We start from the raw sequence: 25,392 nt of genomic DNA, 5'->3' as shown, positions 1-25,392 counted from the left end.
GTTTACTCATGCGCATTCTGGTTTCCGGCGCTGGCATGGCCGGGCTTTCCGCGGGCATCAACCTGGGCAATGCCCGGCACGACGTCACCATCGTCGAACGCGCACAACATCTTCGGGTCAACGGGTCGCCGATCGACATTCGCGGCGAGTCACTGGCCGTCGCCCGACAGATGGGCATCCTCGAGGAAATCCGGGCCCGGCAGGTCGACATGACGGCACGCACTTGCTTTGTCGACAACAACGGCAACCGGGTGGCCGAGCTACCGCTCACGCAGATCAACGACACGGCTCAGGACACCGAAATCCCACGAGAAGACTTGGCGCACGTCCTGCGCAATGCTCTCGGGTCGTCCGTCACGCTGACGCTCGGCGAGTCCGTCACCGAACTCCACGATGACGGCCGCGGCGTCGACGTACTGTTCGCCTCCGGCGAGCAGGCCCGTTACGACCTGGTGGTGGGCGCCGATGGTCTGCACTCGGCCACGCGACGGCTCGTCTTCGGGCCCGAGCGCCAGTATCTGCGTCATCTCGGCTTCTACACCGCTCTGGCGAACCTGCCGCAATACCGGCCGACCGGCGTCCCCAACCCGATCTACAACTTCCCGGGCCACATGGCCGGCATTGTCACGTATCGCGACGTGGCGTTGGCGGTGTTGACCTTTCGCTCATCCTGGATCGACTACGACTACCACAACCTCGATGCGCAGAAGCGCATCCTGACCGAGCAGTTCGGCGGACACGGCCGGTGGCGGGTGCCCGAACTGCTCGACGCGGCATGCCGTGACCCGGAACTGTACTTCGACTCGGTGAGCCAGATCGACATGCCGTCGTGGCATCGGGGACGGGTGGTGCTCGTCGGCGACGCGGCCCATTGCGCATCCCCGATGTCCGGGCGGGGAACCAGCCTGGCTATCACCGGAACTTGGCTGCTGGCAAAGGCATTGTTCGAGAACGCCGATGACCTGGAGGCGGCGTTGGCCCAATATGAGCGTGATCAGCGCCCGCACGTCACGCATGCCCAGGGCACGGTCGGTGCGGGCGGGGACCTCTTGGTTCCCGCGACTCAGGAAGCCATCGACGCACGCAATCGAGCGCTGGCCCACGCCGGCTGAGTGCTACCGGACCGGCTCGGCCACGGCGGGACTACGGCAGTGGGCCACCGGCGGCGATGGCCGCCAAGGTCGCGAATTGCTCGCCCTCCAGCGACGCTCCCCCGACCAACCCGCCGTCGACGTCGTCCTGCGCGACGATCTCGCCGATGTTCTTGGCGTTGACCGAGCCGCCGTAGAGCACCCGCACGGTGTCGGCGATCTTGGGTGTCGCCAGTTCGCCCACCTGCCGGCGGATCGCCGCGCAGACCTCCTGGGCGTCACCGGCGCTGGCCACCCGGCCGGTGCCGATCGCCCAGACCGGCTCGTAGGCGATCACGACCTGACCGATCTGCTCGGCCGACAGGCCGGCCAGCGACTCGCGCACCTGCTTCTCGCAGTGGCTCACGTGCTCGCCGGCCTCCCGGACGTCGAGATGCTCGCCGACGCATACGATCGGGGTCAGGCCGTTCTTGAGCGCGGCGGCGGCTTTGGCGGCCACCAGCGCGTCGTCCTCGTGGTGGTAGGTGCGCCGCTCCGAATGGCCGACGACCACGAAGGTGCAACCCAGCTTGGCCAGGAAGGTGCCGCTGATGTCGCCGGTGTAGGCGCCGGAGTCGTGCTGCGACAAGTCCTGGGCACCATAGGTCAACCGCAGCTTGTCGCCGTCGACCAGGGTCTGCACGCTGCGCAGGTTGGTGAACGGCGGCAGCACCGTGACGTCGACCTTGTCGAAGTACTTGTCCGGCAACGCAAATGCGATCTTCTGCACCAGCGCGATGGCCTCGAAGTGATTGAGGTTCATCTTCCAGTTGCCGGCGATCAGCGGCTTACGGCTCACGAGTCTCCTCCGCTTGGCTGGGGACGCCCCAACACCTCGATGCCGGGCAACTCCTTGCCCTCCAGGTATTCCAGCGACGCGCCACCACCGGTCGAGATGTGCGAGAACGCGTCCTCGGGGATGCCGAGCGCGCGTACGGCCGCCGCGGAGTCACCACCGCCCACCACGCTGAAGGCGCCCTTGCCGGTCGCGGCAACGATCGCCTCGGCCACTCCCCGAGTGCCGGCCGCGTAAGCCGGGAATTCGAAAACGCCCATCGGGCCGTTCCAGAACACGGTCTCAGCGTTGGACAGCAGCGCCGCAAAGCGTTTCACCGACCCCGGGCCGATGTCCAGGCCTATCAGATCGTCCGGAATCGCATTGGCGGCGACAAACTGTGGAGGCGAATCGGCACTGAACTTCTCGGTCACCACGATGTCGCCGGGCAGTCGCAGCACGTCGACGTAGGTGTCCAGCAGGTTGCGGCAGGTCTCGACCATATGCTCTTCGAGCAGCGACTTTCCTACTGAATAACCTTGTGCGGCAAGGAAAGTGAAGCACATGCCGCCGCCGATTACGATGCTGTCGGCCTTGGTGGCCAGCGACTCGATGACGCCGAGTTTGTCCGAGACCTTCGACCCGCCGAGCACCACCGCGTAGGGCCGGCGCGTCGAGCTCGTCAGCTGCTCGAGCACCGCAATCTCGTCGGCCACCAGCTTGCCGGCGTAGTGCGGCAGCAGCGTGGCGACGTCATACACCGAGGCCTGCTTGCGGTGCACCACACCGAAGCCATCGGAGACGAAAGCCCCTCCCGGCCAGACCAATTCGGCGAGTTTCTTGGCCAACGCCAACCGCTCGCCGTCGTCCTTGCTGGTCTCGCGCGGATCGAAGCGGATGTTCTCCAGCAACAGGATGTCGCCGTCGGTCAGGCCCTCGGCACGCGCCAGCGCATCGGTTCCGACGACGTCGCCCGCCAACTGCACGTGGCGGCCCAGCTGCTCACCGAGCGCGGCCGCGACCGGCGCCAGCGACAGCTTCGGGTCGGGCCCGTCCTTGGGGCGTCCCAGGTGTGCGGTCACCACCACCTTGGCGCCGCCATCCAGCAGTGCCTTCAGCGTCGGGACCGACGCGGTGATCCGGCCCTGGTCGGTGATGTCGCCGGCGTCGTTGAGCGGGACATTGAGGTCGGAGCGCACCAGCACGGCGCGACCCGAAACACCCTCGGACAGCAGGTCTTCGAGGTTTGGAACGCTCACGGTTTACAGCGACTTGCCGACCAGTGCGACCAGGTCAACGAGCCGGTTGGAGTAACCCCACTCGTTGTCGTACCACGACACGATCTTGGCCTGGTTGTCGATCACCTTCGTCAAGCCCGAGTCGAAGATCGAGCTGTGCGGGTCGGTGACGATGTCACTGGACACGATCGGCGCGTCGTAGTACTTGAGGATGCCCTTGAGCGGACCCTCGGCGGCGGCCTTCATCGCGGCGTTGATCTGCTCGGCGCTGGCGGCCTTGGCCAGCTCGGCGGTCAGGTCGGTGACCGAGCCGGTGGGGATCGGCACCCGCAGCGCGTACCCGTCGAGCTTGCCCTTGAGTTCGGGCAAGACCAGTCCGATGGCCTTGGCCGCACCGGTGGAGGTCGGCACGATGTTCAGCGCGGCCGCACGCGCGCGGCGCAGGTCCTTGTGCGGGCCGTCCTGCAGGTTCTGGTCCTGGGTGTAGGCGTGGATCGTGGTCATCAGGCCCTTGACGATGCCGAACTCGTCGTTGAGGACCTTGGCGATCGGACCCAGGCAGTTCGTGGTGCACGAGGCGTTGGAGATGATGTTCTGGCTGCCGTCGTACTTGTCGTCGTTGACGCCCAGCACGATGGTGATGTCCTCGTCGGTCGCCGGAGCCGAGATGATCACCTTCTTGGCGCCGGCGTCCAGGTGGCCCTTGGCCTTGGCCGCATTGGTGAAGATGCCGGTGGACTCGACGACGACGTCGACGCCCAAATCACCCCACGGTAGGGCGGCCGGACCCTCGCGCACCTCGAGGGCCTTGATCTTGGCCGGGCCGACCACGATGGTGTCCTCACCTTCGAGGGTGACGTCGTGGGGCAGCCGGCCCAGGATCGAGTCGAATTTCAGCAGATGCGCGAGCGTGGCGTTATCGGTGAGGTCATTGACCGCCACCACCTCGATATCGGCGCCGCCCTGCTCCTGCTGGGCAAGCAACGCGCGGTAGAAATTGCGTCCGATTCGACCGAAGCCGTTGATACCTACTCGGACCGTCACTGGTGTCTCCCTCGGTAAGTCTGGTGTTGAACCCCTGGGCGTCAGCCTAGATCAGTAGTAGCAACGGTTGCTGAACTGGTAACAGTCCCGAACCCGCGAAGGCCAAAAGCCGAGTTGGAAGGCGCCGCGCCAGGCCGGCGGCGCGGTTGAGGCCGGTGATTGCGGCTAGCGGACCACGAGCCGCGGTCCGTGCGGCAGGTCGGCTGTGGGCTGGACCACAAATCGGCGCTGCAGGTTTTCGATCAGGCCGTCGAGTGCCTTGCGCTCCTGCTCCTCGATGCGCGCGGTGCGCCGAAATACACATGCGCTTTCGGCGTCGCCTCTGGCTTCGGCGACGGCAATCGCCTTGTGGTAGCCCTCGATCCGTTGGTTGATCAGACGGCGGTTCTGGGTCAGCAAACGAAGAAAGTAGTCGGCCTGGCGCTGATCCGCGGTGTCGGCCACGACCGTTGCGCGATCCAAAGCACCGACAGTCCGGCCGGCGGTCACCGGCGGCCCCGATTGCCGGACATGCCCCGGGCCGGGACGGACCGCGCCGCCGCGAGAATGGTGCCCGCGACGGTCACGGGCACCACTCGAGCTGTGCGCTGCGACCGAGCGTGCATCACGCTCGTCAGACAAACCAGCGAAGTCCATCTCTTCTTCTCTCAACCGGCCGTTCACTATTTAGCGCGGTAACCATAACCCCCCGAATCCGGCCAGCGCCATATCCTTCGGCGACGAACACTAGGTCGCTTTTGCTAGCACGGTATAAACGGCAGGTCAGCCGCTGGGAGGCGGTGACTACTTGGACCGCTCAGAGCTGGTGGCTCCTAAGGACATTCGTGGGCCATGTGCAATAACGCCGGTGCCATCCACCGGCAGGCCTCCAGCGCGATCTGCACTCGCAACACCGCGTCGGGATCGCCGAAACTGTGCCCGCACAGCTGCATGGCCTGCGTCACAGCTTCCTGAATGATGTTGGGGGGCAACTGCATTACCTCAGCGGTCGCGACGTGACTTCGGTTTCTGGATAGAAATTCGCGCAATGTTTCGCGCAACCATCCGGTGCGCTCGTCGTCGTGGCCGAGCTCGCCGAGCACCTCGGTGACAAAAGAGCGCAGCTCGTCCAAGTCGCCTGCCATCAACGCAATTGGCGCAACCTCACTGTGAAAAACCACCCTGGCGTCCGATCGGCCTCGGCCGGCAAAAGCGACCGCCTTCACCCGCTCCGCCTGTTTGAGCGATGCCCGGAATCCGCTTTGCCCTTTTTCCACCCGGCCAAGTGCCAGACCGGCCCGCACTCTCGCGGACTCGAAAGCCGTCCGCACCCGGGCCTGGTCGATCTCCGGTTTGCCAGAACCCTCGAGCGCAAACCACAACCGGGCCTCGCGGTCATGCGTCGGCACCAGCAACGTGCCGTTCACCGCGCCCACCGCGGCGGCGACCGCGCGTCGTATCCGATCGAACGACGCCACCACCTCCGCGGGCGCGACGAGCTCGTCGACCCACAGCGCCGCGGCGATGTGCACACCGTCCAACGGATACGTCAGCACGCTGTCGGCCACCTGCGCGGCGACCGGGACGTTGTCGCGCGCCTCATCGGCCGACTGCGACGCGCCCCGGTCGCCGCCGCATTCGTCGCGCTCCAACTCGTAGGAGACCGTCAGCTGATCGGCCACGGCGTCGACGAAGCTCGCGGAGCGCGACACCAGGTCGACGATCGTCGGCACCTGCAATGCCGGCTCGACCAGGACCACGAACCGGGTCGCCGCCTCCAGGAAACGTGAGTGCACGATGCGGTGGGCCCGCACCAGCACCGACAACGGAACGTCGCGCTGCGCGGCGGCCCGCACGTAGGCGACCGACGCCGCCGGGGCCTGCAACCAGTCGGCCGTCGCACCCTTGGCCAAGAACTCGATACCCGCGACCACACTGTCGGTGAGGCTGGCCCGCCACAGCTCCAACATGGCGGCGTCGTAGTCGAGGTCCCGATTCTCGGCCTTGATCTCGTCGAAGACCTCGGCGATGAAGTCCTCGCGAATACGGTCCATCTCCCGGGCGATCACCGACATCGGGTCCGCAATGACATCGACCATGCCGGCCACCTTCCGTCCCGTTGTGCCGCACCCACCACTGTGCGCGACCGGGACTCCATAGGTAAGAGTGTTTGCCTGTTGGCCATCCAATCCAAAGCCCTAGCTACCATCTAGGGACTCAACGCGGGAACTCTCGAGCGACGCCAAAGGGGGCATCGGTGAGCGAAGTGGGCGCGAGCGACAGTGACGACCCCGAGATCGGTAAATTCGACCCCGGTCTGACCAAGCGCCTGATGAGCGTGATGCGTCCGGTCTTGAAGCGGTATTTTCGCTCCGAGGTGCACGGCCTGGACTCCTTCCCGCCGGGTGGGGCGCTGGTGGTCGGCAACCACTCCGGCGGCATGTTCCCGATGGATGTCCCGATCTTCAGCGTCGACTTCTACGAGAAGTTCGGGTACGACCGGCCGGTCTACACGCTGAGTCACGACATCTTGTTCCTGGGCGTGACGGGCGGGCTGTTCCGGCGCACCGGCTACATCCGGGCCAACCGGGAGAACGCCGCCCAGGCGTTGCGGTCCGGCGGTGTGGTGGTCGTCTTTCCCGGCGGTGACTACGACGCCTACCGGCCGACCGTGTCGGAGAACGTCATCGACTTCAACGGCCGCAAGGGATATGTCCGCACCGCGATCGAGGCCGGCGTGCCGATCGTTCCCGCGGTCTCCATCGGTGGCCAGGAGACCCAGCTCTACCTCACCCGCGGCACCTGGCTGGCCGAGCGGCTGGGGATCAAGCGGTTGCTGCGCAGCGCCATCCTGCCGGTCTCGTTCGGCTTCCCGTTCGGCCTTTCCGCCGTCGTGCCGCCGAATGTGCCGTTACCCACCAAGATCGTCACGCAGGTGCTGGAACCCATCGACATCGCCGCGCAGTTCGGCGAGGACCCCGACATCGACGCGGTCGACGAGCACGTGCGCGCGGTGATGCAGGAAGCGCTCAAGGACCTCGCCGCCAAGCGCCGATTCCCGATTCTGGGCTGAGCCATGCCATCTCCCCTGGACCAAGCTCGCGACGTCTTGGGCGTCTTGGCGACGTTGCGACGCGCCCGAATGATCGCGCCGATGCGGCCCGACCGCTACCTGAAGATGGCCGCGGCGATGCGTCGCGAGGGCATGGGTATGACGGTCGGTTTCGCCGGCGCCGCTCAGCGCTGCCCGGACCGCCCCGCCGTGATCGACGAACTCGGCACGCTGACCTGGCGGCAGCTCGACGAGCGGATCAACGCACTGGCCGCCGCGCTGCAGGCCCTGCCGTCCGGCCAGCCGCAGGTGATCGGGATCATGTGCCGCAATCACCGCGGCTTCATCGAGGCGTTGGTGGCCGCCAACCGGATCGGCTCCGACGTCGTGCTGCTCAACACGTCGTTCGCCGGCCCGGCGATGGCCGAGGTGGTCAACCGCGAGGGCGTCGACGTCGCCATCTACGACGAGGAGTTCACCGCGACGGTGGACCGCGCGCTGGCCGACAGGCCCGACGCCACCCGCATCGTGGCGTGGACCGACGGCGAACACGAGCTGACCGTGGAAAAACTGATCACCGAACACCTCGGCCAGCATCCGCAGCGCACCGGCCGCAAGGGCAAGATGATTTTGCTGACCTCCGGTACCACCGGAAGTCCCAAGGGCGCCAAGCAATCTGGCGGCGGGGCCGGCATCGGCACACTCAAGGCGATCCTGGACCGCACACCGTGGCGTGCGGAGGAAACGATCGTGATCGTGGCGCCGATGTTCCACGCGTGGGGTTTCTCGCAGCTGATTTTCGCCGCGTCGATGGCCTGCACGATCGTCACCCGGCGCAAGTTCGACCCGGAAGCCACCCTGGAACTCGTCGACCGCCATCAGGCGACCGGCCTGGCCGTTGTCCCGGTGATGTTCGACCGCATCATGGAACTGCCCGAGGACGTCCGAAACCGCTACAGCGGCAAGTCATTACGTTTCGCAGCGGCGTCAGGTTCGCGAATGCGGCCCGACGTGGTCATCGCGTTCATGGATCAGTTCGGCGACGTGATCTACAACAACTACAACGCGACCGAGGCGGGCATGATCGCGACGGCCACACCGGAGGATCTGCGCGCCGCGCCCGACACCGCGGGCAAGCCGGCCGGCGGAACCGAGATCCGAATCCTGGACCCGGAATTCAATGAGCTGCCCACCGGCGAGGTCGGCACCATCTACGTGCGCAACGACACCCAGTTCGACGGCTACACGGAGGGCTCGGCCGGCAAAGGAAAAGCTTTCCACGCCGGCTTCATGTCGTCGGGCGACGTCGGCTATCTCGACGAGGCTGGGCGGCTGTTCGTCGTCGGCCGCGACGACGAGATGATCGTGTCCGGCGGCGAGAACATCTACCCGATCGAGGTGGAGAAGACGCTTGCCGCGCACCCGGAAGTGGCCGAGGCCGCGGTGATCGGCGTGGACGATGAGCAGTACGGCCAGCGACTGGCGGCCTTCGTGGTGCTGCGCCCCGGCTCGGCCGCCACGCCCGAGACGCTCAAACAACACGTTCGCGACAATCTCGCCAACTATAAAGTGCCGCGCGAGATTTCGGTTCTCGACGAGCTGCCCCGCGGCAGCACCGGCAAAATTTTGCGGGCCGAACTGCAATCACGGGCGGGGGGCTGATGCGCGCCTTCAGAAGAAGGCCGCTGCTGCGCGCGGCCGTCGAGTTACTCAACGCCGCCAACGGATTCCATCCGGTCAGCCGCAATCCCTACGCCTCGGTCGCGGTGTTCTGGTTCGGCTGGCCGACCTCGGAAGTACCCGGCCTGTACGCCGGCGCCTCCATGCTGGATGCCGCGCGTCGCGCCCGCCGCGGGGACTTCGACGGACCGAAAGGCAAAGCGGCGCTGGCGTTGACGGCCGCGTCCTGGGCGATCCTGGCAGTGATCGGCTACCGGGGGGCCACGACACCGGGCCCCGTGCTGGAGGCCAGCCTGACCGACCAGCTCGGTGCCGACTACACCGAAGAACTCAAGGCGCTGCCCGCCGAGCCCACCCGCCGGGGCCGGCGCAACCCGCCCCTGCGCACCACCGGGGCGCGGCGTCGCTTCGTGGAGAAAGAGAACATCGTGCGCTACGGCCCGCACGGACGCTCCAACCTGGCCGACGTCTGGCGCCGCCGCGACCTGCCGCGCGACGGCAAGGCGCCGGTGCTGCTGCAGGTGCCCGGCGGCGCGTGGATGATCGGGTGGCGTCGCCCGCAGGCGTATCCCTTGATGAGTCACCTGGTTTCGCGCGGCTGGATCTGCGTGTCGATGAACTATCGCGTCGCTCCGCGGTACACGTGGCCCGACCATATCGTCGACGTCAAGCGCGCATTGGCATGGGTCAAGGAGAACATCGCGGCCTACGGCGGTGACCCGAATTTCGTTGCCATCAGCGGCGGTTCGGCCGGCGGCCATCTGTCGGCGCTGGCGGCCCTGACTCCGAACGACCCCAAATTCCAGCCCGGCTTCGAGGATGCCGACACGTCGGTGGCGGCCGCGGTGCCGTTCTACGGACGTTACGACTGGTATTCCTCCGATGAGCCCGGGCGCGCCGAGTTCATCGAGGTGCTGGAAAGATTAGTGGTCAAGCGCAAACTCAGCACCCACTCGCACATCTATTTCGATGCGTCACCGATCCGCTATGTACGGGCCGACGCACCACCGTTTTTCGTGCTGCACGGCACCGACGACTCACTCATCCCGGTGGCCGAATCACGCGAGTTCGTCGAGGAGTTACGGGCGGTGTCGAAGTCACCCGTCGCCTACGCCGAATTACCCAACGCCCAGCACGCTTTCGACATCTTCGGTTCCCCGCGGGCGCACAAGTCGGCCGAAGCCGTGGCGCGGTTCTTGTCCTGGGTGTACGCCACGAACTACCTGCCCCGCGACTAGCCTCGGTCGATCGCTTTTTCGAGTTCGGTCAGCGCCGGTTCGATCGCATCGGCCATGTCATCGATGTCGTTGGCCACCTCCGGCGTCGTCACGAAACCGAAGTCCAAGTAGTCCGTGTAGGAGAAGCAGGTGATGTTGAGCGCGATATCCATCACCGGCGGGCCAAGCGGCACCAGCGATTGCAGCTTCGCGCCGGCCATGTACAGCGGCATCGGCGGACCGGGAACATTCGACACGACCAGGTTGAGCGGAGCCAGGTTTCGCGACAGACCGGTGGCCGTGTACGCGCGCGCGGCCAGCTGCAGCAGGCCGGGCGGGGTCGTCTCGGTGAGTCCCATGATCTGATGCGCCGACAGCGCCTCGGCCATTTCCTTGGCGCTCTGCGTACTTTCGTGGATGGCCCGCAACCGCGCGGCGGGATCATCGATGTCGGTGGCAAGCGAGGCCGTCATCGAGCTGATCTTGTTGCCGACGTCGTCCTTATCCGCGTCGGTGCGGGTGGAGACCGGGATCTGGGCGATCAGCGGTTTGCCCGGCAGCTCACCGCGTTTCTGTAGATATTCGCGGGCGGCGCCGGCCACCAGCGCCAGCACGACGTCGTTGAGCTTGACGCCGTAGGCATCCTTGACCGCCTTGGCACGGGCCAGCTCGACGCGCGCACCGGTGACCCGCCGGTGCGGCGAGACGGGTGCGTTGAATCGGGTCTTGGGCGCCTCGAAGAACCGCGGCGGCCTGCTGGCCAGACCCAGCGCGGCGACCTGCTGGCGCACCGTCTGCTCCACCAGCCGCGCGATCCGGAACGGCGTCTTGACGCCGACGTTGATCAGCGCGCCCACCGCCCGCCGCTCGATGCCCGGGATCTTGGCTCCGACCAACGACCCCACCGTCTCCTGTTGCGGCGGGCGCGGTTCCGGGGTGACGTCCAACAGGATTTCACCCAGCCCGGCGCCGGAGACCCCGTCGACAATCGCGTGGTGCATCTTGGTCAGCGTCGCGACCCGGCCGCCCTCGACGCCCTCGATCACCCACAGCTCCCAGAGCGGGCGCGCCCGGTCCAGCTTGTAGGACATCAGCCGGCCGACCAGTTCCTCCAGCTCGCGGCGACCGCCGGGAGCGGGAACCGCGATGCGGCGCAGATGGAAGTCGACGTCGAGGTCCTCGTCTTCGACGAACCACGGCCGGTCCAGCCCGAGTGGCGCTCCGGTGACGCGCCAGCGCAACTGCGGCAGTTCGGGCAGCCGCTCGATCAGCAGTTCCCGAAGTCGCTGAAAGCTGTAGTCCGGCGCGCCGCTGGGATCGCACAGCGCCAGCGCACCGACATGCATGTGCCAGCCCGCAGTTTCCGCAGACCAAAATGCCGCATCAACGCTTGAAAGCCGCTTCATGCGATGACCGTAGTCCTCGCCGGCAAACCAAGTCGAGCAATCGCCAACAAACCCATCGCGCGCCCCCGTTTCCCCCGCCTCCCCCTCGCCGCTGCGCGGCTGGGAGGTGCCCCCGGTCGCAGCTAGTTAAGCATCCTCCAAGAGGTCGGGGGTCACGGCCGACTCGGTGTCGGGGATGCCTTCGACCTTCGCCTTGCGGTCGGCCATCGACAGCAATCGCCGAATACGGCCCGCCACAGCGTCTTTCGTCATCGGCGGGTCGGCAAGCCGGCCCAGCTCCTCCAGCGAGGCCTGCCGGTGCTCCACGCGCAGCTTGCCGGCCGTGGCCAGGTGGTCGGGCACGGTGTCGCCGAGGATCTCCAGGGCACGCTCCACCCGGGCGGCCGCGGCGACCGCGGCCCGAGCCGAGCGACGCAGGTTGGCGTCGTCGAAGTTGGCCAGCCGGTTCGCCGTCGCCCGCACCTCGCGGCGCATCCGGCGTTCCTCCCAGACCAGCCGGGTGTCCTGGGCGCCCATCCGGGTCAGCAGCGCGCCGATCGCTTCGCCGTCGCGCACCACCACGCGGTCGGCGCCGCGCACCTCGCGGGCCTTGGCGCTGACGCCGAGCCGCCGCGCCGCGCCCACCAACGCCAGCGCCGCCTCCGGGCCCGGGCAGCTGACCTCCAGCGCGGACGAACGCCCGGGCTCGGTCAGCGATCCGTGGGCCAAAAAAGCGCCGCGCCACGCGGCTTCGGCGTCCCCGATGCTGCCGCCGACCACCTGGGCCGGCAGGCCGCGCACCGGACGCCCCCGCATGTCGAGCAGCCCGGTCTGGCGGGCCAGCGCCTCGCCGTCGTTGGCCACCCGCAGCACGTACCGCGTGCTCTTGCGAATCCCGCTGGCCGACAACACATGCACGACCGCGTTGTAGCCGTAGAGGTCGAAGATGTCCTTGCGCAACCGGCGGGCGATGTTGCCCAGGTCCACCTCGGCCTCGACGACCACTCGGCCACCCACGATGTGCAACCCACCGGCGAAGCGCAGCAAGGAGGTGACCTCGGCTCGACGCGCGCTGACCGATTTCACTACCAAGCGGCTCAACTCGTCCTTGACTTCGGTCGTCATCGCCACGCGTCGTCACCCCTTGGTCCGCTGCCAGCTGGTCCGTTCACGCCCGTCGTTGAACTTTCTCCGTCGACCCGAATCTCCGCGGTGGCCTTCGCCGAAGGCGCTGCCGGACCCGTGCGGCCCGTTCGGACCCCGTCCAGGGCCGCCGCTAGCTTGCCCGGATCATGTAAAGGTGTACCAGGTCGGGACACGTCGGCGAAGTGGACCTCGGCCTTGAGCAGTGTCGCGGTGCGGCGCAGCTGCTCGCGTTCGCGCTCACTGGGCACCCGATCGGCGTCGATGATGATGTCGTTGACGGTGAACCCGGGGGCGTGCTGGGCCAATACGTGCAGATGGCGCTCCACCGAGAACCCGGCCGTCTCGCCCGGTTCGGCCACCAGATTCAGCACCAGGGCGCGCCGCGCCGAGGTGGCGCGCAACGCCGCGACCAGACCGGGAACCAGCACGTGCGGGATCACGCTGGTGAACCAGGAGCCGGGCCCCAGCACCACCAAGTCGGCGGCCATGATCGCGTCCACGGCCTGCCGGGTCGCCGGCGGGTCCGGCGGCAGCAGCCGCACCCGGCGCACCTTGCCCGGTGTGGTCGCGATCGCGACCTGACCGCGAATCACCCGGAACATCCGCGGGTCGGCCTCCAGGCCGGACACGTCGGCCTCGATCTGCAGCGCGATCGGGCACATCGGCAGCACGCGGCCCTTGACGCCGAGGATGCGCCCCAGCTCGTCGAGGGCCGCGACCGGATCGGCCAGCACCTCGGACAGGCCGGCCAGCAGCAGATTGCCGATCGGATGTCCGGCCAGGGCCCCACTGCCGCCGAATCGGTGTTGCAGGATGGTCGCCCACAGTCGCCCATACGGACTGTCAGATGCCAACGCCGCCAACGCCATTCGCAAATCGCCCGGCGGCACCACGTCCAATTCGCTGCGCAGCCGGCCCGACGAGCCGCCGTCGTCGGCGACGGTCACCACGGCGGTGACGTAGGGCGTCAGCCGGCGCGCCGCCGACAACGTCGCATACAAGCCGTGTCCACCGCCCAGCGCGACGATGCCCTCGCTCTGTGGTGGACTCATTCGCGGCCCAGATCCCGGTGCAGCACCCGCACCGACAGTTGCTCGTCGGCCCTCAGCAACCGCATCAACGCCTCCGCGATCGCCACGCTGCGATGTTTGCCGCCGGTGCAGCCGATCGCGACCGTCATGTAGCGCTTGCCCTCCCGGCGGTAGCCGTCGACAACCAGAGATAGCAGTCGATGGTAAGCGTCGAGAAACTCCGCCGCCCCCGGTTGGCCCAACACGTAGTCACGCACGGCGGGGTGCTGGCCGGTGTGTGGCCGCAATTCGTCGACCCAGTGCGGGTTCGGCAGAAACCGCACATCCATCACCATGTCGGCGTCCATCGGCAAGCCGTACTTGAAGCCGAACGACTCGACGGTGACGCTCGTCGACGTGCCCGCGTCCCCGCCGAAGGCACGCTCGATGCTTTCCCGCAGGCTGCGCACCGACAGGGTGGACGTGTCGATGATCAGATCCGCGGTGGCGCGCACCGGTGCCAGCATCCGGCGCTCGGCCGCGATGCCCTCGGCCAGCGTCTGCTGACCCTGCAGCGGGTGGCTGCGGCGGTTCTGTTCGTAGCGGCGCACCAACATGTCGTCGGAGGCTTCCATGAACACCACCCGCGGATTGATGTTGCGGGTGGCCAATTCGTTGCGGACCTCGTCGAGGTCGCCGGTGAATCCGCGCGACCGCACGTCCATCACGACGGCGAGCTGGGTGATCCGCGAGCCGGCCGCCAGCCCGAAATCCACCATCCGGGTGATCAGCTGGGGCGGCAGGTTGTCGGCGACATACCAGCCGAGGTCCTCGAGCACCTTGGCCGCGGTACCCCGCCCGGCGCCGGACAACCCGGTGACCAGAACGACGTCGATCCCGGCGGTGTCACCCGGGTGGCCGTCGCCCCCGCGCACGGATCGCTGCTCGCTGTCGTGACTGGTCATGCCGAGGCTCCGGGTTGCTCGGCCGGTTCGGCTTGCTCGGCCGGTCGTAGCGCCTCGAGGACGGCCGTGGCCGTTGCCACGCCGATTCCCGGCACGGCGGTGATCTGGTCGACGGTGGCCTCCTTGAGGCGGGCTATCGATCCGAAGTGAGTGACCAGCGCCTTGCGACGATGTTCTCCCAATCCTGGCACCGAATCCAGCGCTGAGGCGGTCATTCGCTTGGATCTCTTGCTGCGATGGTAAGTGATCGCGAACCGGTGCGCCTCGTCACGGATGCGCTGCAGCAAATAAAGTCCCTCGCTGTTGCGCGGCATGATGACCGGATCCGGCTCCGAGGGCACCCACACCTCTTCCAGCCGTTTGGCCAGTCCGATCACCGCGACGTCGGTGATCCCGAGCTCTTCGAGCACGGCGCTGGCCGCGTTGACTTGCGGCGCCCCGCCATCCACGACATACAGGTTGGGCGGATAGGCGAACCGGCGTGATTTGCCTTCCGGGGAAAGCATATTCGGGTCGCTTTGGTCACTCAGGTGGCGCAGGAAGCGGCGCCGGGTCACCTCGGCGATGGATGCGACGTCGTCGGAGCGCCCCTGCCCGGCGGCTTCCCGGATTCCGAAGTGACGGTAATCCGACTTGCGCGGCAGGCCGTCCTCGAAAACCACCAGCGAACCCACCACGTCGGTGCCCTGGACATGGCTGATGTCGACACACTCGATCCGCAGCGGTGCGTCGGCCAGCCCCAGCGCGTCCTGAATGTTCTGCAGCGCCGCGGATCTGGCGTTGAAGTCCCCGGCTCGCTTCAGCTTGTGTTGCTGCAGTGCTTCTTTCGCGTTGCGTTGCACGGTCTCGGCCAGTGCCCGCTTGTCGCCGCGACGCGGTACCCGCAGCACGACCCGCGAGCCACGCAGCCCGGACAACCAGCTGGCCAGCTCCCCCGCGTTGGACGGCAGGCACGGCACCAGCACCTCGCGCGGAACGGGATTGACGGACTCGTCGGCCGCACCGTCCAGTTCCGCCTGGTCGCCGTAGAACTGCGTCAGGAATTGCTCGACCAACTGCTCTTCGCCGGAATCGCCTGGGTCAGAAGCCTTTTCAACGATCCAACCGCGCTGACCGCGGACCCGTCCGCCGCGGACGTGGAACACCTGCACCGCCGCCTCGAGCTCGTCGTCGGCGAATGCCACCACGTCGGCGTCGGTGCCGTCACCCAGCACCACGGCCTGCTTCTCCATCGCCCGCTTGAGTGCGCCGATGTCGTCGCGGAGCCGTGCCGCGCGTTCGAAGTCGAGCTGCTCGGAGGCGGCGTGCATCTGCTGTTCCAGCTCACGGGCAAACCGGTCGGTCTTGCCGGACAGGAAGTCGCAGAAGTCGGTGACGATCTGGCGGTGTTGCTCCTCGCTCACCCTGCCGATGCAGGGGGCCGAGCATTTGTCGATGTAGCCGAGCAGACAAGGACGGTCGATCTGCTTGTGCCGCTTGAATACTCCGCCGGAGCAGGTCCGCGCCGGGAACACCCGGGTCAGCAGATCCAGCGTCTCCCGGATCGCCCAGGCGTGCGAGTACGGGCCGAAATAGCGAACCCCCTTACGGCGCGGGCCGCGATAGACCATCAGCCGGGGAAATTCCTCGTTGAGGGTCACGGCCAGCACCGGGTAGGACTTGTCGTCGCGGTAACGGACGTTGAAACGTGGATCGAATTCCTTGATCCAGTTGTATTCCAGCTGCAACGCCTCGACTTCGGTGTTGACCACCGTCCACTCGACCTTGGCCGCGGTGGTCACCATCTGCCGGGTGCGCGGGTGCAGATTCGCGACGTCGGCGAAGTATGACGTCAACCGGCTGCGCAGGCTCTTGGCCTTGCCGACGTAAATCACCCGCCCGTGCGTGTCCCGGAACCGGTAGACGCCCGGCTCGACCGGAATGGATCCGGGAGCGGGACGATAAGTGGCGGGATCTGGCACGTATCCAGGCTAGTAGCCGCGAAACGGGCCGCGGCGGATCGGGATCGCGTGGCGCAAATCGACTGCTTTTCGCCCGCCGCGAACGCGCCTGCCGGTTTGGGAGCACCCGGTTCGGGCTAAGCAAACGGTTAGCTTGTGACGCTACAGTGGGTGGCAACAGCTGGAGGGAGCTTACAAATGAGCAAACGACCGTTGGCCGGGCTGGCCGTAGGGGTTGGGTGCCTGGCATTGTCGTTGAGCGCCGGGGCGGGGATTGCATCGGCCACTCCCGACATCGGCCCGATGGTGAACACGACCTGCACGTATGACCAGGCGATGCGGGCGGTGCACGCGGAAAACCCGATGGCCGCTCAGTACCTGGACCAGTCGCCGCCGAACCAGCAATTCCTGCAGCAGTTCATGGCATCGACGCCGGACCAGCGGGTGAACCTGCTGAAGGCAATCCAGAACAACCCGGGAGCCGACCAGGCGTTCCCGATCTTCCGGCAGATGATGATCAGCTGCAAGAACTACTGACCTCTGTTTTAGGCAGGTCGGCTGTCTAGCTGCGCTCGCCGTTTCGCTGCCCAGTCGGCCATTGGGAAGCCGGGGGTGGCGTCGCAGGCCGAGAGCAGCAGCGCGATGCGCGGCACCACGACCAGCCCGTAATTGCAGGTCCAGTCCGGGCGGGTCATGGTCCACACCAGGATGCCGCTCGACGGCGTGCCGAAAGAACCGAGCCGCATCGGGCGGAAATCGCCGAGCGACGAATGGCCGATGGCGTCGCCGTGGCACTTCGACACCGCACCGAAGCCCTTCCACACGACGTCGTGGGAGTTCAACTTCGTGTCGTACACATCGGCGGATTCGGCGTAGAGCGCGGGCCCGCTGAACTTGTACTCCGATTCGGCGTGGTCCGTGGAGCGGGGCGGGCGCAGCGGCGAACCCTTGAACAGCAGCGCAGCGGAGCATTCGGGCGGCTGCACGCTGGTGAAGTACGTGTCGCCCACCGCAACCGCGCTCGCTACACCGAACGGCATGGTCTCGCCGTCCTGCAGGAGCAAGTCGCGTGCCGGAATCCCCGCGGGCGACGGGGAGGCGGACGTCGTACCGCCCGGTGTGGATTGCTGGGGAGCCCGAATCGCACGGCCGCTGACCGAGGTGGTGCACGCGCACATTGTCATCGCGATCAGCAACGATGCGACGGCCCCCCGCAGTTGACGTGCCATCGGGCGATCCTACGACAATGTCGTCGCTCTCGTTGTTCAGTGCGCGCGCAGGTCAGGCCGATAGCGGGCCAGCAGCGACCGCACCGAATCCATCGCGGCCACGGCGCGGTCCTTGTCGACGGCCTGGATCGCCATCACCGGGATGTACTCGTCGTCGGGCAGGTCGATATGAGCCCAGCGGCTGCCGGCCGGAAACGACACATCGACCAGCTCTGACCAACCTACTAGCCTGTCTCCCAACAGGTTTCGCACCGAGAGTCCGGCGGGCCCGACGCGTAACCGGGGCCGGGTGAACAAGAGGATGAGGGCGGCGATCACCAGTCCCAGCACCGCCATCGCGACCTGGTCGGCGGTTTGGAAGACCACTCCGCTGGAGCCCATCTTGAGCAGCAGGCCGCCGGCGATATGCGCCACCGCAACCAGAAATGCTGCGCCGTAGGCGAATAGCGGCGTCCAATGCGGACGTAATTCAACATCCCATTCCTGCTGGGACGACAGCCGGCTCACGACCGAGCGCGCAGGTCACGCAACGTCAGCGCGGCGGTCAGCGCGGCCCCGGCCGCCTGAGCGCCCTTGTCCTCCGCCGACGACGGCAGCCCGGCCCGGTCCATGGCCTGCTCCTCGGTGTTGGTGGTGAGCACACCGTTGCCGACCGGCGTGGCGGCGTCCAGCGAGACCCGGGTCAGACCTTGGGTTACCGCATCGCAGACGTACTCGAAATGTGGTGTGGCGCCGCGGATGACGACACCGAGGGCGATGACGGCATCGTGGTTGCGGGCCAGCTCCTGAGCCACCACCGGAAGTTCCACCGCCCCGTGCACCCGGACCACCGTCGGATTGACCACGCCCGAGTCCGCGGCCACCTTGCGGGCGCCGGCAAGCAGTGCGTCGCAAATGGGTCCGTGCCACGAGCTCGCGACAATGCCGAGGCGAAGATCGGAGGCGTCGAGTGCTTTGACTTCCGGCTCGCCGCCTCCGCTCATAAAGCACCGCCGAATTCGCCTGGCAGATGGACGGATTCGTGGAAGTCGTCCAGCCCGGCCAAATCGTGTCCCATCTTGTCGCGTTTGGTCATCAGGTAGCGAATGTTCTCGGCATTGGCCCGCACCGGCAGCGAGACGCGCTCGATGATGTGCAGCCCGTAGCCGTCCAGCCCAACCCGCTTGGCCGGATTGTTGGTCAGCAGCCGCATCGACCGCACGCCGAGGTCGCACAGGATCTGCGCGCCGATTCCGTAATCCCTGGCGTCGGCGGGTAATCCGAGTTTGAGGTTGGCGTCCACGGTGTCTTCGCCGGCGTCCTGCAGCTGGTAGGCCTGCAGTTTGTGCATCAGGCCGATGCCGCGGCCCTCGTGGCCGCGCATGTAGAGCACCACGCCGCGGCCCTCGCGCGCGACCATCGCCATCGCCGCGTCGAGCTGGGGTCCGCAATCGCATCGCCGTGAGCCAAACACGTCACCGGTCAGGCACTCGGAGTGCACCCGCACCAATACGTCGTCGCCCTCGCCGCTGGGCCCGGCGATGTCACCACGGACCAGGGCGACGTGTTCGACTTCCTCGTAAATGCTGGCGTACCCGATGGCGCGGAACTCGCCGTGCCGGGTCGGGATGCGTGCCTCGGCGATCCGCTCGATGTGCTTTTCGTGCTTGCGCCGCCATTCGATGATGTCGGCGATGGTGATCAGCGCGAGGTCGTGTTCGTCGGCGAACACGCGCAACTCGTCGGTCTGGGCCATCGAGCCCTCGTCCTTCTGGCTGACGATTTCGCAGATCGCACCGGCGGGTTGCAGGCCCGCCATCCGGGCCAGGTCGACGGCGGCCTCGGTGTGGCCGGGCCGGCGCAGCACGCCGCCGTCCTTGGCGCGCAGCGGAACCACATGGCCGGGGCGGGTGAAGTCTTCGGCGACGCTGCCGGGATCGGCCAGCAACCGCATCGTGGTGGCGCGGTCGGACGCCGAAATCCCGGTGCCCACACCGTTTCTTGCATCGACGGTGACGGTGTAGGCGGTCCCGTGCTTGTCCTGGTTGAGCGCGTACATCGGCAGCAGGCCCAGCTTGTCGCAGATCGCGCCGTCCAGCGGGACGCACAGGTAACCCGAGGTGTAGCGCACCATGAACGCCACCATCTCCGGCGTCGCCTTCTCGGCCGCGAAGATCAGGTCGCCCTCGTTCTCACGTTCCTCGTCATCGATGACGACGACGGCCTTACCGGCCGCGATGTCGGCAACCGCCCTCTCGACGGAGTCCAACCTCGTCATCTGTGCTGCCTTGCTGTCGTGCCGAGCAACACGCGAAGCCCGCGCATTGCATCAAGTATGAACCACGCGGGGCGCAGGGTTATTGCCACTTCTTCGGGCACCCCGTGGATAGTGACCGCGCGAATTCGCCTGACATTGCGGCGGTGGCGGCGAGCATGTGCCGTCGTGCCTGCGTAAACCAGGCTTCGGCCTTGTCAGCGCCCGCTCTGACCTGCGACGACCGGGTACCGGCGCGTCTCGCGGAGCACGCGCGGTGTGACGATTCTTACCGGAATTGTTGAGCGCACGAGGATCGATATTCCCGCAAGGTCTCAGACGGGCAACGCGTGTGCATTCACGGTTTGCGGTGTGCACCGGCGGCGGGATGTCTCGGCGTGTCGCCACCCTGAGTGCACACTCGACGCCGTCAGTGCACAAGCGGCCGGGCTAAGACCTGCTCCGGAACTGCTAAACGGTGCGTCTCACCGGCATCTGGATCACCACGCCGCCACCACAATCGACCGCGTAGTGGGCCAGCCACCGGCCGACCGAACCGCCGGCCTCGATGAAGTGCGTCCACTTGCTCACCGCGGCGGTGGCGGCGGGGTAACTGGAAAACCGCCCGAGCGACACATCGCGCCCGTCGTCACCGACCAACTCGTAACTGGTGTAATCGCGCACCCGGTGCTCGACGATCGTCAGCGTGGTGTCGTTGACTTCCTTGCTCCACACCGCTCGCGATTGCGCTTCTGCCTTGCGGCCGGCAAGGGTCGCTACGGCTTCGAATGCGAGGTCTTCGTAGACGGCCTCGGCCAACCTTTCGACGGACATTTCTGCAGCTCCTTCGCGTTGAAAAGGCGGCCGGCCTATGCGATGAGTATGGACCTGCAAACGGCTGCGTGGGGATTTAGAACAGGCGTGTCGCCATGGTGTAGTGGGATCGTGACTATTGTTACCAAAATGCAATCTTCGGGCTCCAGCCATCGCTACCCGACGACTCACCGATAAACGGCACCCGGCGAGCGAGTCGCCCCGCCCTCAATGGCGTTGCAGCGACCACCCCGGCCCGCTAATCCGCTTGCAGCAGAACGGTTTTGACTGTTAGCGCCAGCTGGCCGGCAGATCGATGACGTGATTGGGGCAGAAGTCCTGGGTCGCCAGCGCGATCACGTTCCGCGCGTCGCCGGCCGTCATCTGGCCGCGCAACACCATGAAGGCATATTCGGCGGGCTGGTAGCCCAAATCGTGCCCGGCGGGATCGTCCATCAGCGCACACGCCTGTTGTTCCTGGTTCGCGTTGGCGTACGCGTCAGCACTCCCCCACACCGACGCCATGCACAGCACGGCGCCGGCGCCGATCGCGGCGGCGATCCTCATTGGTTTCTCGCCGTCATCAACCGCTCCACATATTTCGCGATCACGTCGACTTCCAGGTTCACCTCGGTGCCGACCGGGGCTGCGCCGAGGGTGGTCATTTCCCGTGTGGTCGGGATCAGCGATACCTCGAACCAGTCGCGCGGTTGGGTGCCGAGCCCGGAAACCGTCAGCGAAATCCCGTCGACGGTGATCGACCCTTTCTCCACGACATAGCGGGCCACCGTCGCGGGAACCTCGATACGCACCACTTCCCAGTGCTCCGACGGCGTGCGGGCCACCACTTGGCCGGTGCCGTCGACGTGGCCCTGCACGATGTGCCCGCCGAGCCGGCTGTTGACCGCGGCGGCCCGCTCCAGGTTGACCCGCTTGCCGACCCGCAGACCGCCCAGGTTGGACCGGTCCAGCGTCTCGGCCATCACGTCGGCGGTGAATTGGCCATCGGCGAGCAACTCGACGACCGTCAGGCACACGCCGTTGACCGCGATCGAATCCCCGTGGCCGGCGTCGGCCGTGACGACGGGCCCGCGGATGGTCAGGCGGGCGGCGTCGGCAAGCACGTCGCGGCCGGTGACCTCTCCGAGTTCCTCGACAATTCCGGTGAACATTCCACCAGGCTAATTCGCCGGTGCTTTGCCTGGTGAGCGGCCACGACCGACACGCGAAACGCCCTCGTCGCGGGCTCGGGGACACCCCGCGTGCGGCAGTCCGCTCACCCCGCTCCTCTACGATGCACGGTATGCAGACACGCCGCCGTCTCACGGCCGTCCTCGCTTCCCTGACCCTCGCCACCGCCTTGATCGCGGGCTGCTCGTCGGGGTCGAAGCCCAGCGGCGGCCCGTTGCCCGACGCCACGACTCTCGTCAAGCAGTCCGCCGACGTCACCAAGACCGTCAAGAGCGTGCACCTGGTGCTGTCGACGCAGGGCAAGATTCCCGGACTACCGATCAAGCAGCTCACCGGCGACCTGACCACCGTCCCGAGCACCGCCGCGTCGGGGAATGCGCAGCTGTCGATGGCGGGCTCCGACATCGACGCCAACTTCGTCGTCTACGACTCGGTGTTGTACGCCACGCTCACGCCGAACAAGTGGAGCGACTTCGGCAAGGCCTCCGATGTCTACGACGTCTCGGTGCTGCTGAGCCCGGACAACGGTCTGGCCAACGTGCTGGCGAACTTCACCAACGCCAAGGCCGAGGACCGCGAGACGATCAACGGCCAGACCACGATCAAGATCAGCGGAAATGTCGCCCCGGATGCGGTGAACAAAGTCATCCCCAGCATGAGCGCGAGCCAGCCGCTACCGGCCACCGTCTGGATTCAGGAAAGTGGTGACCATCAGCTGGTCCAGGCGAACTTGCAGAAGAGCCAGGGCAATTCCGTCCAGATCACGCTGTCGGACTGGGGCAAGCCGGTCACCGTCACCAAGCCTCCGGTGAGCTGATGAGCATGCGAGCAGGACGCGGAATCGCGATCAGCGCCGGCAGCCTCGCCGTACTGCTGGGCGCCCTGGACGCCTACGTCGTCGTCACGATCATGCGCGACATCATGAGCGACGTTCATATCCCGGTGAACCAGCTGCAGCGCATCACCTGGATCATCACGATGTACCTGCTCGGCTACATCGCGGCGATGCCGCTGCTGGGGCGGGCCTCCGACCGCTTCGGCCGCAAACTGGTGCTGCAGATCAGCCTGGCGCTGTTCATCGTCGGCTCGGTGATCACCGCGTTGGCCGGGCATTGGGGAGATTTCCACCTGCTGGTCGCCGGCCGCACCGTCCAAGGCATCGCCAGCGGTGCGCTGTTGCCGGTCACGCTGGCCCTCGGCGCCGATTTGTGGGCGCAACGCAACCGCGCCAGCGTGCTGGGCGGCATCGGTGCCGCGCAGGAGCTCGGCAGCGTGCTCGGTCCGCTCTACGGGATCTTCATCGTCTGGTTGTTCCATGACTGGCGCTACGTGTTCTGGATCAACGTGCCGCTGACCTTGATCGCGATGGTGATGATCCAGTTCAGCCTGCCGGCCCACCAGCGCGCCGAGGAGCCGGAAAAGGTCGACGTGGTCGGCGGTGTGCTGCTGGCCGTCGCGCTGGGCCTGGCAGTCATCGGGCTCTACAACCCGGCGCCCGACGGCAAGACGATCCTGCCCAGCTACGGGCTGCCGCTGGTGATCGGCGCCGTGGTGGTCGGGGTGGTGTTCATCCTCTGGGAGCGCTTCTCGCGCACCCGGCTGATCGAACCCAGCGGGGTGCACTTCCGGCCGTTCCTGGCCTCGCTCGGCGCGTCGGTGGCCGCGGGCGCCGCGCTGATGGTGACCCTGGTCAACGTCGAGCTGTTCGGCCAGGGGGTGCTGCAAATGTCGCAGTCACAGGCCGCCGGCCTGCTGCTGTGGTTCCTGATCGCGCTGCCGATCGGGGCAGTGCTGGGCGGATTCCTCGCGACCCGGATCGGCGACCGGGCAATGACCTTCATCGGGCTGCTGATCGCGGCCTACGGCTATTGGCTGATTCACTACTGGCGCATGGACGTGATGACCCAGCATCACGACATCTTCGGGGTCAGTCTCCCGCTGATCCACACCGACCTGCTGGTGGCCGGTCTGGGGCTCGGCCTGGTGATCGGACCGCTGACCTCGGCCGCGTTGCGGGTGGTGCCGTCCGCCCAGCACGGCATCGCGTCGGCGGCGGTGGTGGTGGCCCGGATGACGGGCATGCTGATCGGCGTCGCGGCGCTCAGCGCCTGGGGGCTCTACCGGTTCAACCAGATCATCGCGGGACTGACCGCGCAGATCCCGCCCGACGCGTCGCTGCTGCAGCGAATCGCGGCGCAGGCCACCTTGTACTTGAAGGCGTTCGCGCTGATGTACGGCGACATCTTCGCGGCCACCGTCGTCATCTGTGTGGTGGGCGCGCTGCTGGGCCTGCTGCTCGGCAGCCGCAAGGAGCACGCCGAGGAGCCGGAAGTGACCGAGCCCGAACCCGTCGCGCTCGGTGAGCGCTAGCTGCGCTGCGGCACCAGGCTGAGCAGCAGATCCGGGCCGATCCGGTCGGCGCCGTCGAAGCGCCACCGCAACGCCCGCGCGATGGTGGGCACCCCGACGTCGCCGACCGCGGTGATGGGGCCACCCAGCAGCATCGGGGCGACGTAGGTCAGGATCCGGTCGATCGCGTCTGCCCGCAGGAAGGCGCTCGCCAGGGTGGGACCGCCCTCCAGCAGCACGTCGGTGCGGTCCGAGAGCGCCTTGAGCACCTCCAGCGGATCGCGGGTGCGAATCACCATGGTGCGCGAATCGTCGTTGAGAACCTTTGCCTCGGAATGTATTTCGCGCATACCGACTACAACGCGCAGCGGCTGCTTGGCGGCCAGCGCGCCGTCGGGCAGCCGGGCGGTCAACGCCGGATCGTCGGCCAGGACGGTGCCGGTCCCGACGACGATCGCGTCGGCGGCGGCGCGGCGGCGGTGCAGGTCCAAGCGGGCGGCCTCGCTGGAAATCCACCGGCTGGTGCCGTCGGCGGCCGCACTGCGACCGTCCAGGCTGCTGGCGTATTTCCATGTCACATGCGGCAATCCGGTCCGCTGCTTGTGCAGCCACTCGCGCAGCGGCCCGCCGGCGACCTCGTCGGCCAGCACTGCGGACCTCACCTGCACGCCCGCTTCCGACAGCCGGGCCGCGCCGCCCGCGGCGATCTCGTTTGGATCGGTGACGGCGTAAACGACGGTACGCACGCCGGCGTCGATCAGCGCGTTCACGCACGGCGGTGTCTTGCCGTAGTGGTTGCAGGGCTCCAGCGTGACCACCGCGGTGCCGCCGACCGCCAGGGCGCCGGCCCGGCGCAGCGCCAGCACCTCGGCGTGGTCACCACCGGCCGGCTCGGTACCGCCGACGCCGACAATGTGACCGCCGGCATCCAGAATCACCGCTCCGACCGGAGGATTCGGATAGGTGCCCCCCTTGACCAGATACGACTGTTCGATCGCCAAACGCATTGCGGCGTC

The 25,392-nt window shown here is 67.1% G+C and carries 25 protein-coding genes; 7 read left to right on the top strand and 18 right to left on the bottom strand.

From position 1 onward, the window contains the following. Window positions 1–8: 8 nt before the first annotated feature. Window positions 9–1,112 carry an FAD-dependent monooxygenase gene (locus ACAG21_RS20815; RefSeq protein ID WP_370498152.1) on the top strand — a complete coding sequence of 368 codons (1,104 nt, stop codon included), beginning with the start codon at window positions 9–11 and terminating at the stop codon, window positions 1,110–1,112. Between the two features lie 31 nt (window positions 1,113–1,143). Here ACAG21_RS20815 and tpiA read toward each other — a convergent pair whose 3' ends face one another. From tpiA to ACAG21_RS20790, 5 genes are all read right to left on the bottom strand, one after another. Next, window positions 1,144–1,929: a triose-phosphate isomerase gene (tpiA, locus tag ACAG21_RS20810; RefSeq protein WP_370498151.1), complete on the bottom strand. Its 786-nt coding sequence runs from the start codon at window positions 1,927–1,929 to the stop codon at window positions 1,144–1,146. Further along, entirely contained in the window at window positions 1,926–3,164 is a 1,239-nt protein-coding gene (gene pgk / locus ACAG21_RS20805; RefSeq protein WP_370498150.1) for a phosphoglycerate kinase, read from the bottom strand. Before pgk ends, tpiA begins: the two co-directional genes overlap by 4 nt. 3 nt (window positions 3,165–3,167) lie before the next feature. Then, window positions 3,168–4,187 (bottom strand): type I glyceraldehyde-3-phosphate dehydrogenase, encoded by a 1,020-nt coding sequence (gap, locus tag ACAG21_RS20800; protein ID WP_370498149.1) that lies wholly within the window; start codon window positions 4,185–4,187, stop codon window positions 3,168–3,170. Window positions 4,188–4,352: 165 nt separating this feature from the next. Then, window positions 4,353–4,631, bottom strand: a complete 279-nt coding sequence (locus tag ACAG21_RS20795) for a hypothetical protein (protein ID WP_370498148.1) — start codon at window positions 4,629–4,631, stop codon at window positions 4,353–4,355. Window positions 4,632–4,999: 368 nt separating this feature from the next. Beyond that, window positions 5,000–6,265, bottom strand: a complete 1,266-nt coding sequence (locus ACAG21_RS20790) for a helix-turn-helix domain-containing protein (protein ID WP_370498147.1) — start codon at window positions 6,263–6,265, stop codon at window positions 5,000–5,002. A gap of 233 nt (window positions 6,266–6,498) precedes the next feature. Between ACAG21_RS20790 and ACAG21_RS20785 the strand changes: the two genes are divergently transcribed. The 3 genes from ACAG21_RS20785 to ACAG21_RS20775 are packed head-to-tail and all read left to right on the top strand — an operon-like array spanning window position 6,499 to window position 10,136. Then, window positions 6,499–7,239, top strand: a complete 741-nt coding sequence (locus ACAG21_RS20785; RefSeq protein WP_370498237.1) for a lysophospholipid acyltransferase family protein — start codon at window positions 6,499–6,501, stop codon at window positions 7,237–7,239. Between the two features lie 3 nt (window positions 7,240–7,242). Beyond that, the gene (gene fadD12 / locus ACAG21_RS20780; protein ID WP_370498146.1) at window positions 7,243–8,880 is read left to right on the top strand and encodes an acyl-CoA ligase FadD12; all 1,638 of its coding nucleotides are present in this window, start codon (window positions 7,243–7,245) and stop codon (window positions 8,878–8,880) included. Next, window positions 8,880–10,136, top strand: coding sequence for an alpha/beta hydrolase (locus ACAG21_RS20775; protein WP_370498145.1), 1,257 nt, complete (start codon window positions 8,880–8,882; stop codon window positions 10,134–10,136). Before fadD12 ends, ACAG21_RS20775 begins: the two co-directional genes overlap by 1 nt. Here the strand turns inward: ACAG21_RS20775 and ACAG21_RS20770 are convergent. From ACAG21_RS20770 to uvrC, 5 genes are all read right to left on the bottom strand, one after another. Continuing rightward, the gene (locus tag ACAG21_RS20770; protein WP_370498144.1) at window positions 10,133–11,521 is read right to left on the bottom strand and encodes a wax ester/triacylglycerol synthase family O-acyltransferase; all 1,389 of its coding nucleotides are present in this window, start codon (window positions 11,519–11,521) and stop codon (window positions 10,133–10,135) included. The two genes, ACAG21_RS20775 and ACAG21_RS20770, sit on opposite strands and share 4 nt — an antisense overlap. A gap of 126 nt (window positions 11,522–11,647) precedes the next feature. Further along, window positions 11,648–12,625, bottom strand: coding sequence for a DNA-binding protein WhiA (gene whiA, locus ACAG21_RS20765; protein ID WP_342928958.1), 978 nt, complete (start codon window positions 12,623–12,625; stop codon window positions 11,648–11,650). Continuing rightward, complete coding sequence (locus ACAG21_RS20760; protein WP_370498143.1) at window positions 12,622–13,698, bottom strand: YvcK family protein; 1,077 nt, start codon at window positions 13,696–13,698, stop codon at window positions 12,622–12,624. The genes whiA and ACAG21_RS20760 overlap by 4 nt, the downstream gene beginning before the upstream one ends. Next, window positions 13,695–14,621: an RNase adapter RapZ gene (rapZ, locus tag ACAG21_RS20755; RefSeq protein ID WP_370498142.1), complete on the bottom strand. Its 927-nt coding sequence runs from the start codon at window positions 14,619–14,621 to the stop codon at window positions 13,695–13,697. Before rapZ ends, ACAG21_RS20760 begins: the two co-directional genes overlap by 4 nt. Next, the gene (gene uvrC / locus ACAG21_RS20750; RefSeq protein WP_370498141.1) at window positions 14,618–16,582 is read right to left on the bottom strand and encodes an excinuclease ABC subunit UvrC; all 1,965 of its coding nucleotides are present in this window, start codon (window positions 16,580–16,582) and stop codon (window positions 14,618–14,620) included. The genes rapZ and uvrC overlap by 4 nt, the downstream gene beginning before the upstream one ends. A 177-nt stretch (window positions 16,583–16,759) precedes the next feature. Here uvrC and ACAG21_RS20745 point away from each other — a divergent pair, with 177 nt between their 5' ends. Then, entirely contained in the window at window positions 16,760–17,098 is a 339-nt protein-coding gene (locus ACAG21_RS20745; protein WP_090601560.1) for a hemophore-related protein, read from the top strand. An 8-nt stretch (window positions 17,099–17,106) separates the two neighbouring features. On the opposite strand, the gene ACAG21_RS20740 is transcribed toward ACAG21_RS20745, so the two are convergent. From ACAG21_RS20740 to ACAG21_RS20710, 7 genes are all read right to left on the bottom strand, one after another. Next, window positions 17,107–17,790 (bottom strand): hypothetical protein, encoded by a 684-nt coding sequence (locus tag ACAG21_RS20740; protein WP_370498140.1) that lies wholly within the window; start codon window positions 17,788–17,790, stop codon window positions 17,107–17,109. Window positions 17,791–17,826: 36 nt separating this feature from the next. After that, a complete protein-coding gene (locus ACAG21_RS20735; protein ID WP_370498236.1) occupies window positions 17,827–18,288 on the bottom strand; it encodes a PH domain-containing protein in 462 nt (153 codons plus the stop codon). A gap of 5 nt (window positions 18,289–18,293) precedes the next feature. Further along, the gene (ribH, locus tag ACAG21_RS20730; RefSeq protein WP_370498139.1) at window positions 18,294–18,773 is read right to left on the bottom strand and encodes a 6,7-dimethyl-8-ribityllumazine synthase; all 480 of its coding nucleotides are present in this window, start codon (window positions 18,771–18,773) and stop codon (window positions 18,294–18,296) included. Continuing rightward, window positions 18,770–20,047, bottom strand: a complete 1,278-nt coding sequence (locus ACAG21_RS20725; RefSeq protein ID WP_342928797.1) for a bifunctional 3,4-dihydroxy-2-butanone-4-phosphate synthase/GTP cyclohydrolase II — start codon at window positions 20,045–20,047, stop codon at window positions 18,770–18,772. Before ACAG21_RS20725 ends, ribH begins: the two co-directional genes overlap by 4 nt. Before the next feature lie 447 nt (window positions 20,048–20,494). Beyond that, window positions 20,495–20,857 (bottom strand): hypothetical protein, encoded by a 363-nt coding sequence (locus ACAG21_RS20720; protein WP_096286772.1) that lies wholly within the window; start codon window positions 20,855–20,857, stop codon window positions 20,495–20,497. A gap of 270 nt (window positions 20,858–21,127) precedes the next feature. Further along, on the bottom strand, window positions 21,128–21,403 hold the full coding sequence (locus tag ACAG21_RS20715) for a hypothetical protein (RefSeq protein ID WP_370498138.1): 276 nt from the start codon (window positions 21,401–21,403) through the stop codon (window positions 21,128–21,130). Beyond that, complete coding sequence (locus tag ACAG21_RS20710) at window positions 21,400–22,008, bottom strand: riboflavin synthase (protein ID WP_370498137.1); 609 nt, start codon at window positions 22,006–22,008, stop codon at window positions 21,400–21,402. Before ACAG21_RS20710 ends, ACAG21_RS20715 begins: the two co-directional genes overlap by 4 nt. Before the next feature lie 131 nt (window positions 22,009–22,139). Here ACAG21_RS20710 and ACAG21_RS20705 point away from each other — a divergent pair, with 131 nt between their 5' ends. Continuing rightward, window positions 22,140–22,844 (top strand): LppX_LprAFG lipoprotein, encoded by a 705-nt coding sequence (locus ACAG21_RS20705; protein ID WP_370498136.1) that lies wholly within the window; start codon window positions 22,140–22,142, stop codon window positions 22,842–22,844. A 5-nt stretch (window positions 22,845–22,849) separates the two neighbouring features. Then, window positions 22,850–24,397: an MFS transporter gene (locus ACAG21_RS20700; RefSeq protein WP_370498235.1), complete on the top strand. Its 1,548-nt coding sequence runs from the start codon at window positions 22,850–22,852 to the stop codon at window positions 24,395–24,397. Here ACAG21_RS20700 and ribD read toward each other — a convergent pair. Then, window positions 24,394–25,383 carry a bifunctional diaminohydroxyphosphoribosylaminopyrimidine deaminase/5-amino-6-(5-phosphoribosylamino)uracil reductase RibD gene (gene ribD / locus ACAG21_RS20695; protein WP_370498135.1) on the bottom strand — a complete coding sequence of 330 codons (990 nt, stop codon included), beginning with the start codon at window positions 25,381–25,383 and terminating at the stop codon, window positions 24,394–24,396. The two genes, ACAG21_RS20700 and ribD, sit on opposite strands and share 4 nt — an antisense overlap. Window positions 25,384–25,392 lie beyond the last annotated feature (9 nt).

The organism is Mycobacterium sp. pR1184 (assembly GCF_041287235.1).
Classification (GTDB): Bacteria; Actinomycetota; Actinomycetes; order Mycobacteriales; family Mycobacteriaceae; genus Mycobacterium.
Note: the sequence above shows the minus strand (reverse complement) of the source record. Positions and strands in the feature narration are given on the sequence as shown.

Bases quoted from the DNA above. Each gene is read 5' to 3' on its own strand.
- ribH (WP_370498139.1), bottom strand. From the start codon at position 18,773: ATGAGCGGAGGCGGCGAGCCGGAAGTCAAAGCACTCGACGCCTCCGAT.
- ACAG21_RS20715 (WP_370498138.1), bottom strand. From the start codon at position 21,403: ATGAGGATCGCCGCCGCGATCGGCGCCGGCGCCGTGCTGTGCATGGCG.
- whiA (WP_342928958.1), bottom strand. From the start codon at position 12,625: ATGACGACCGAAGTCAAGGACGAGTTGAGCCGCTTGGTAGTGAAATCG.
- ACAG21_RS20720 (WP_096286772.1), bottom strand. From the start codon at position 20,857: ATGTCCGTCGAAAGGTTGGCCGAGGCCGTCTACGAAGACCTCGCATTC.
- ACAG21_RS20815 (WP_370498152.1), top strand. From the start codon at position 9: ATGCGCATTCTGGTTTCCGGCGCTGGCATGGCCGGGCTTTCCGCGGGC.
- ACAG21_RS20710 (WP_370498137.1), bottom strand. From the start codon at position 22,008: ATGTTCACCGGAATTGTCGAGGAACTCGGAGAGGTCACCGGCCGCGAC.
- ACAG21_RS20700 (WP_370498235.1), top strand. From the start codon at position 22,850: ATGCGAGCAGGACGCGGAATCGCGATCAGCGCCGGCAGCCTCGCCGTA.
- fadD12 (WP_370498146.1), top strand. From the start codon at position 7,243: ATGCCATCTCCCCTGGACCAAGCTCGCGACGTCTTGGGCGTCTTGGCG.
- ACAG21_RS20760 (WP_370498143.1), bottom strand. From the start codon at position 13,698: ATGAGTCCACCACAGAGCGAGGGCATCGTCGCGCTGGGCGGTGGACAC.
- rapZ (WP_370498142.1), bottom strand. From the start codon at position 14,621: ATGACCAGTCACGACAGCGAGCAGCGATCCGTGCGCGGGGGCGACGGC.
- ribD (WP_370498135.1), bottom strand. From the start codon at position 25,383: ATGCGTTTGGCGATCGAACAGTCGTATCTGGTCAAGGGGGGCACCTAT.
- ACAG21_RS20775 (WP_370498145.1), top strand. From the start codon at position 8,880: ATGCGCGCCTTCAGAAGAAGGCCGCTGCTGCGCGCGGCCGTCGAGTTA.
- ACAG21_RS20705 (WP_370498136.1), top strand. From the start codon at position 22,140: ATGCAGACACGCCGCCGTCTCACGGCCGTCCTCGCTTCCCTGACCCTC.
- ACAG21_RS20740 (WP_370498140.1), bottom strand. From the start codon at position 17,790: ATGGCACGTCAACTGCGGGGGGCCGTCGCATCGTTGCTGATCGCGATG.
- ACAG21_RS20770 (WP_370498144.1), bottom strand. From the start codon at position 11,521: ATGAAGCGGCTTTCAAGCGTTGATGCGGCATTTTGGTCTGCGGAAACT.
- ACAG21_RS20785 (WP_370498237.1), top strand. From the start codon at position 6,499: ATGAGCGTGATGCGTCCGGTCTTGAAGCGGTATTTTCGCTCCGAGGTG.
- ACAG21_RS20790 (WP_370498147.1), bottom strand. From the start codon at position 6,265: ATGGTCGATGTCATTGCGGACCCGATGTCGGTGATCGCCCGGGAGATG.
- ACAG21_RS20725 (WP_342928797.1), bottom strand. From the start codon at position 20,047: ATGACGAGGTTGGACTCCGTCGAGAGGGCGGTTGCCGACATCGCGGCC.
- ACAG21_RS20745 (WP_090601560.1), top strand. From the start codon at position 16,760: ATGAGCAAACGACCGTTGGCCGGGCTGGCCGTAGGGGTTGGGTGCCTG.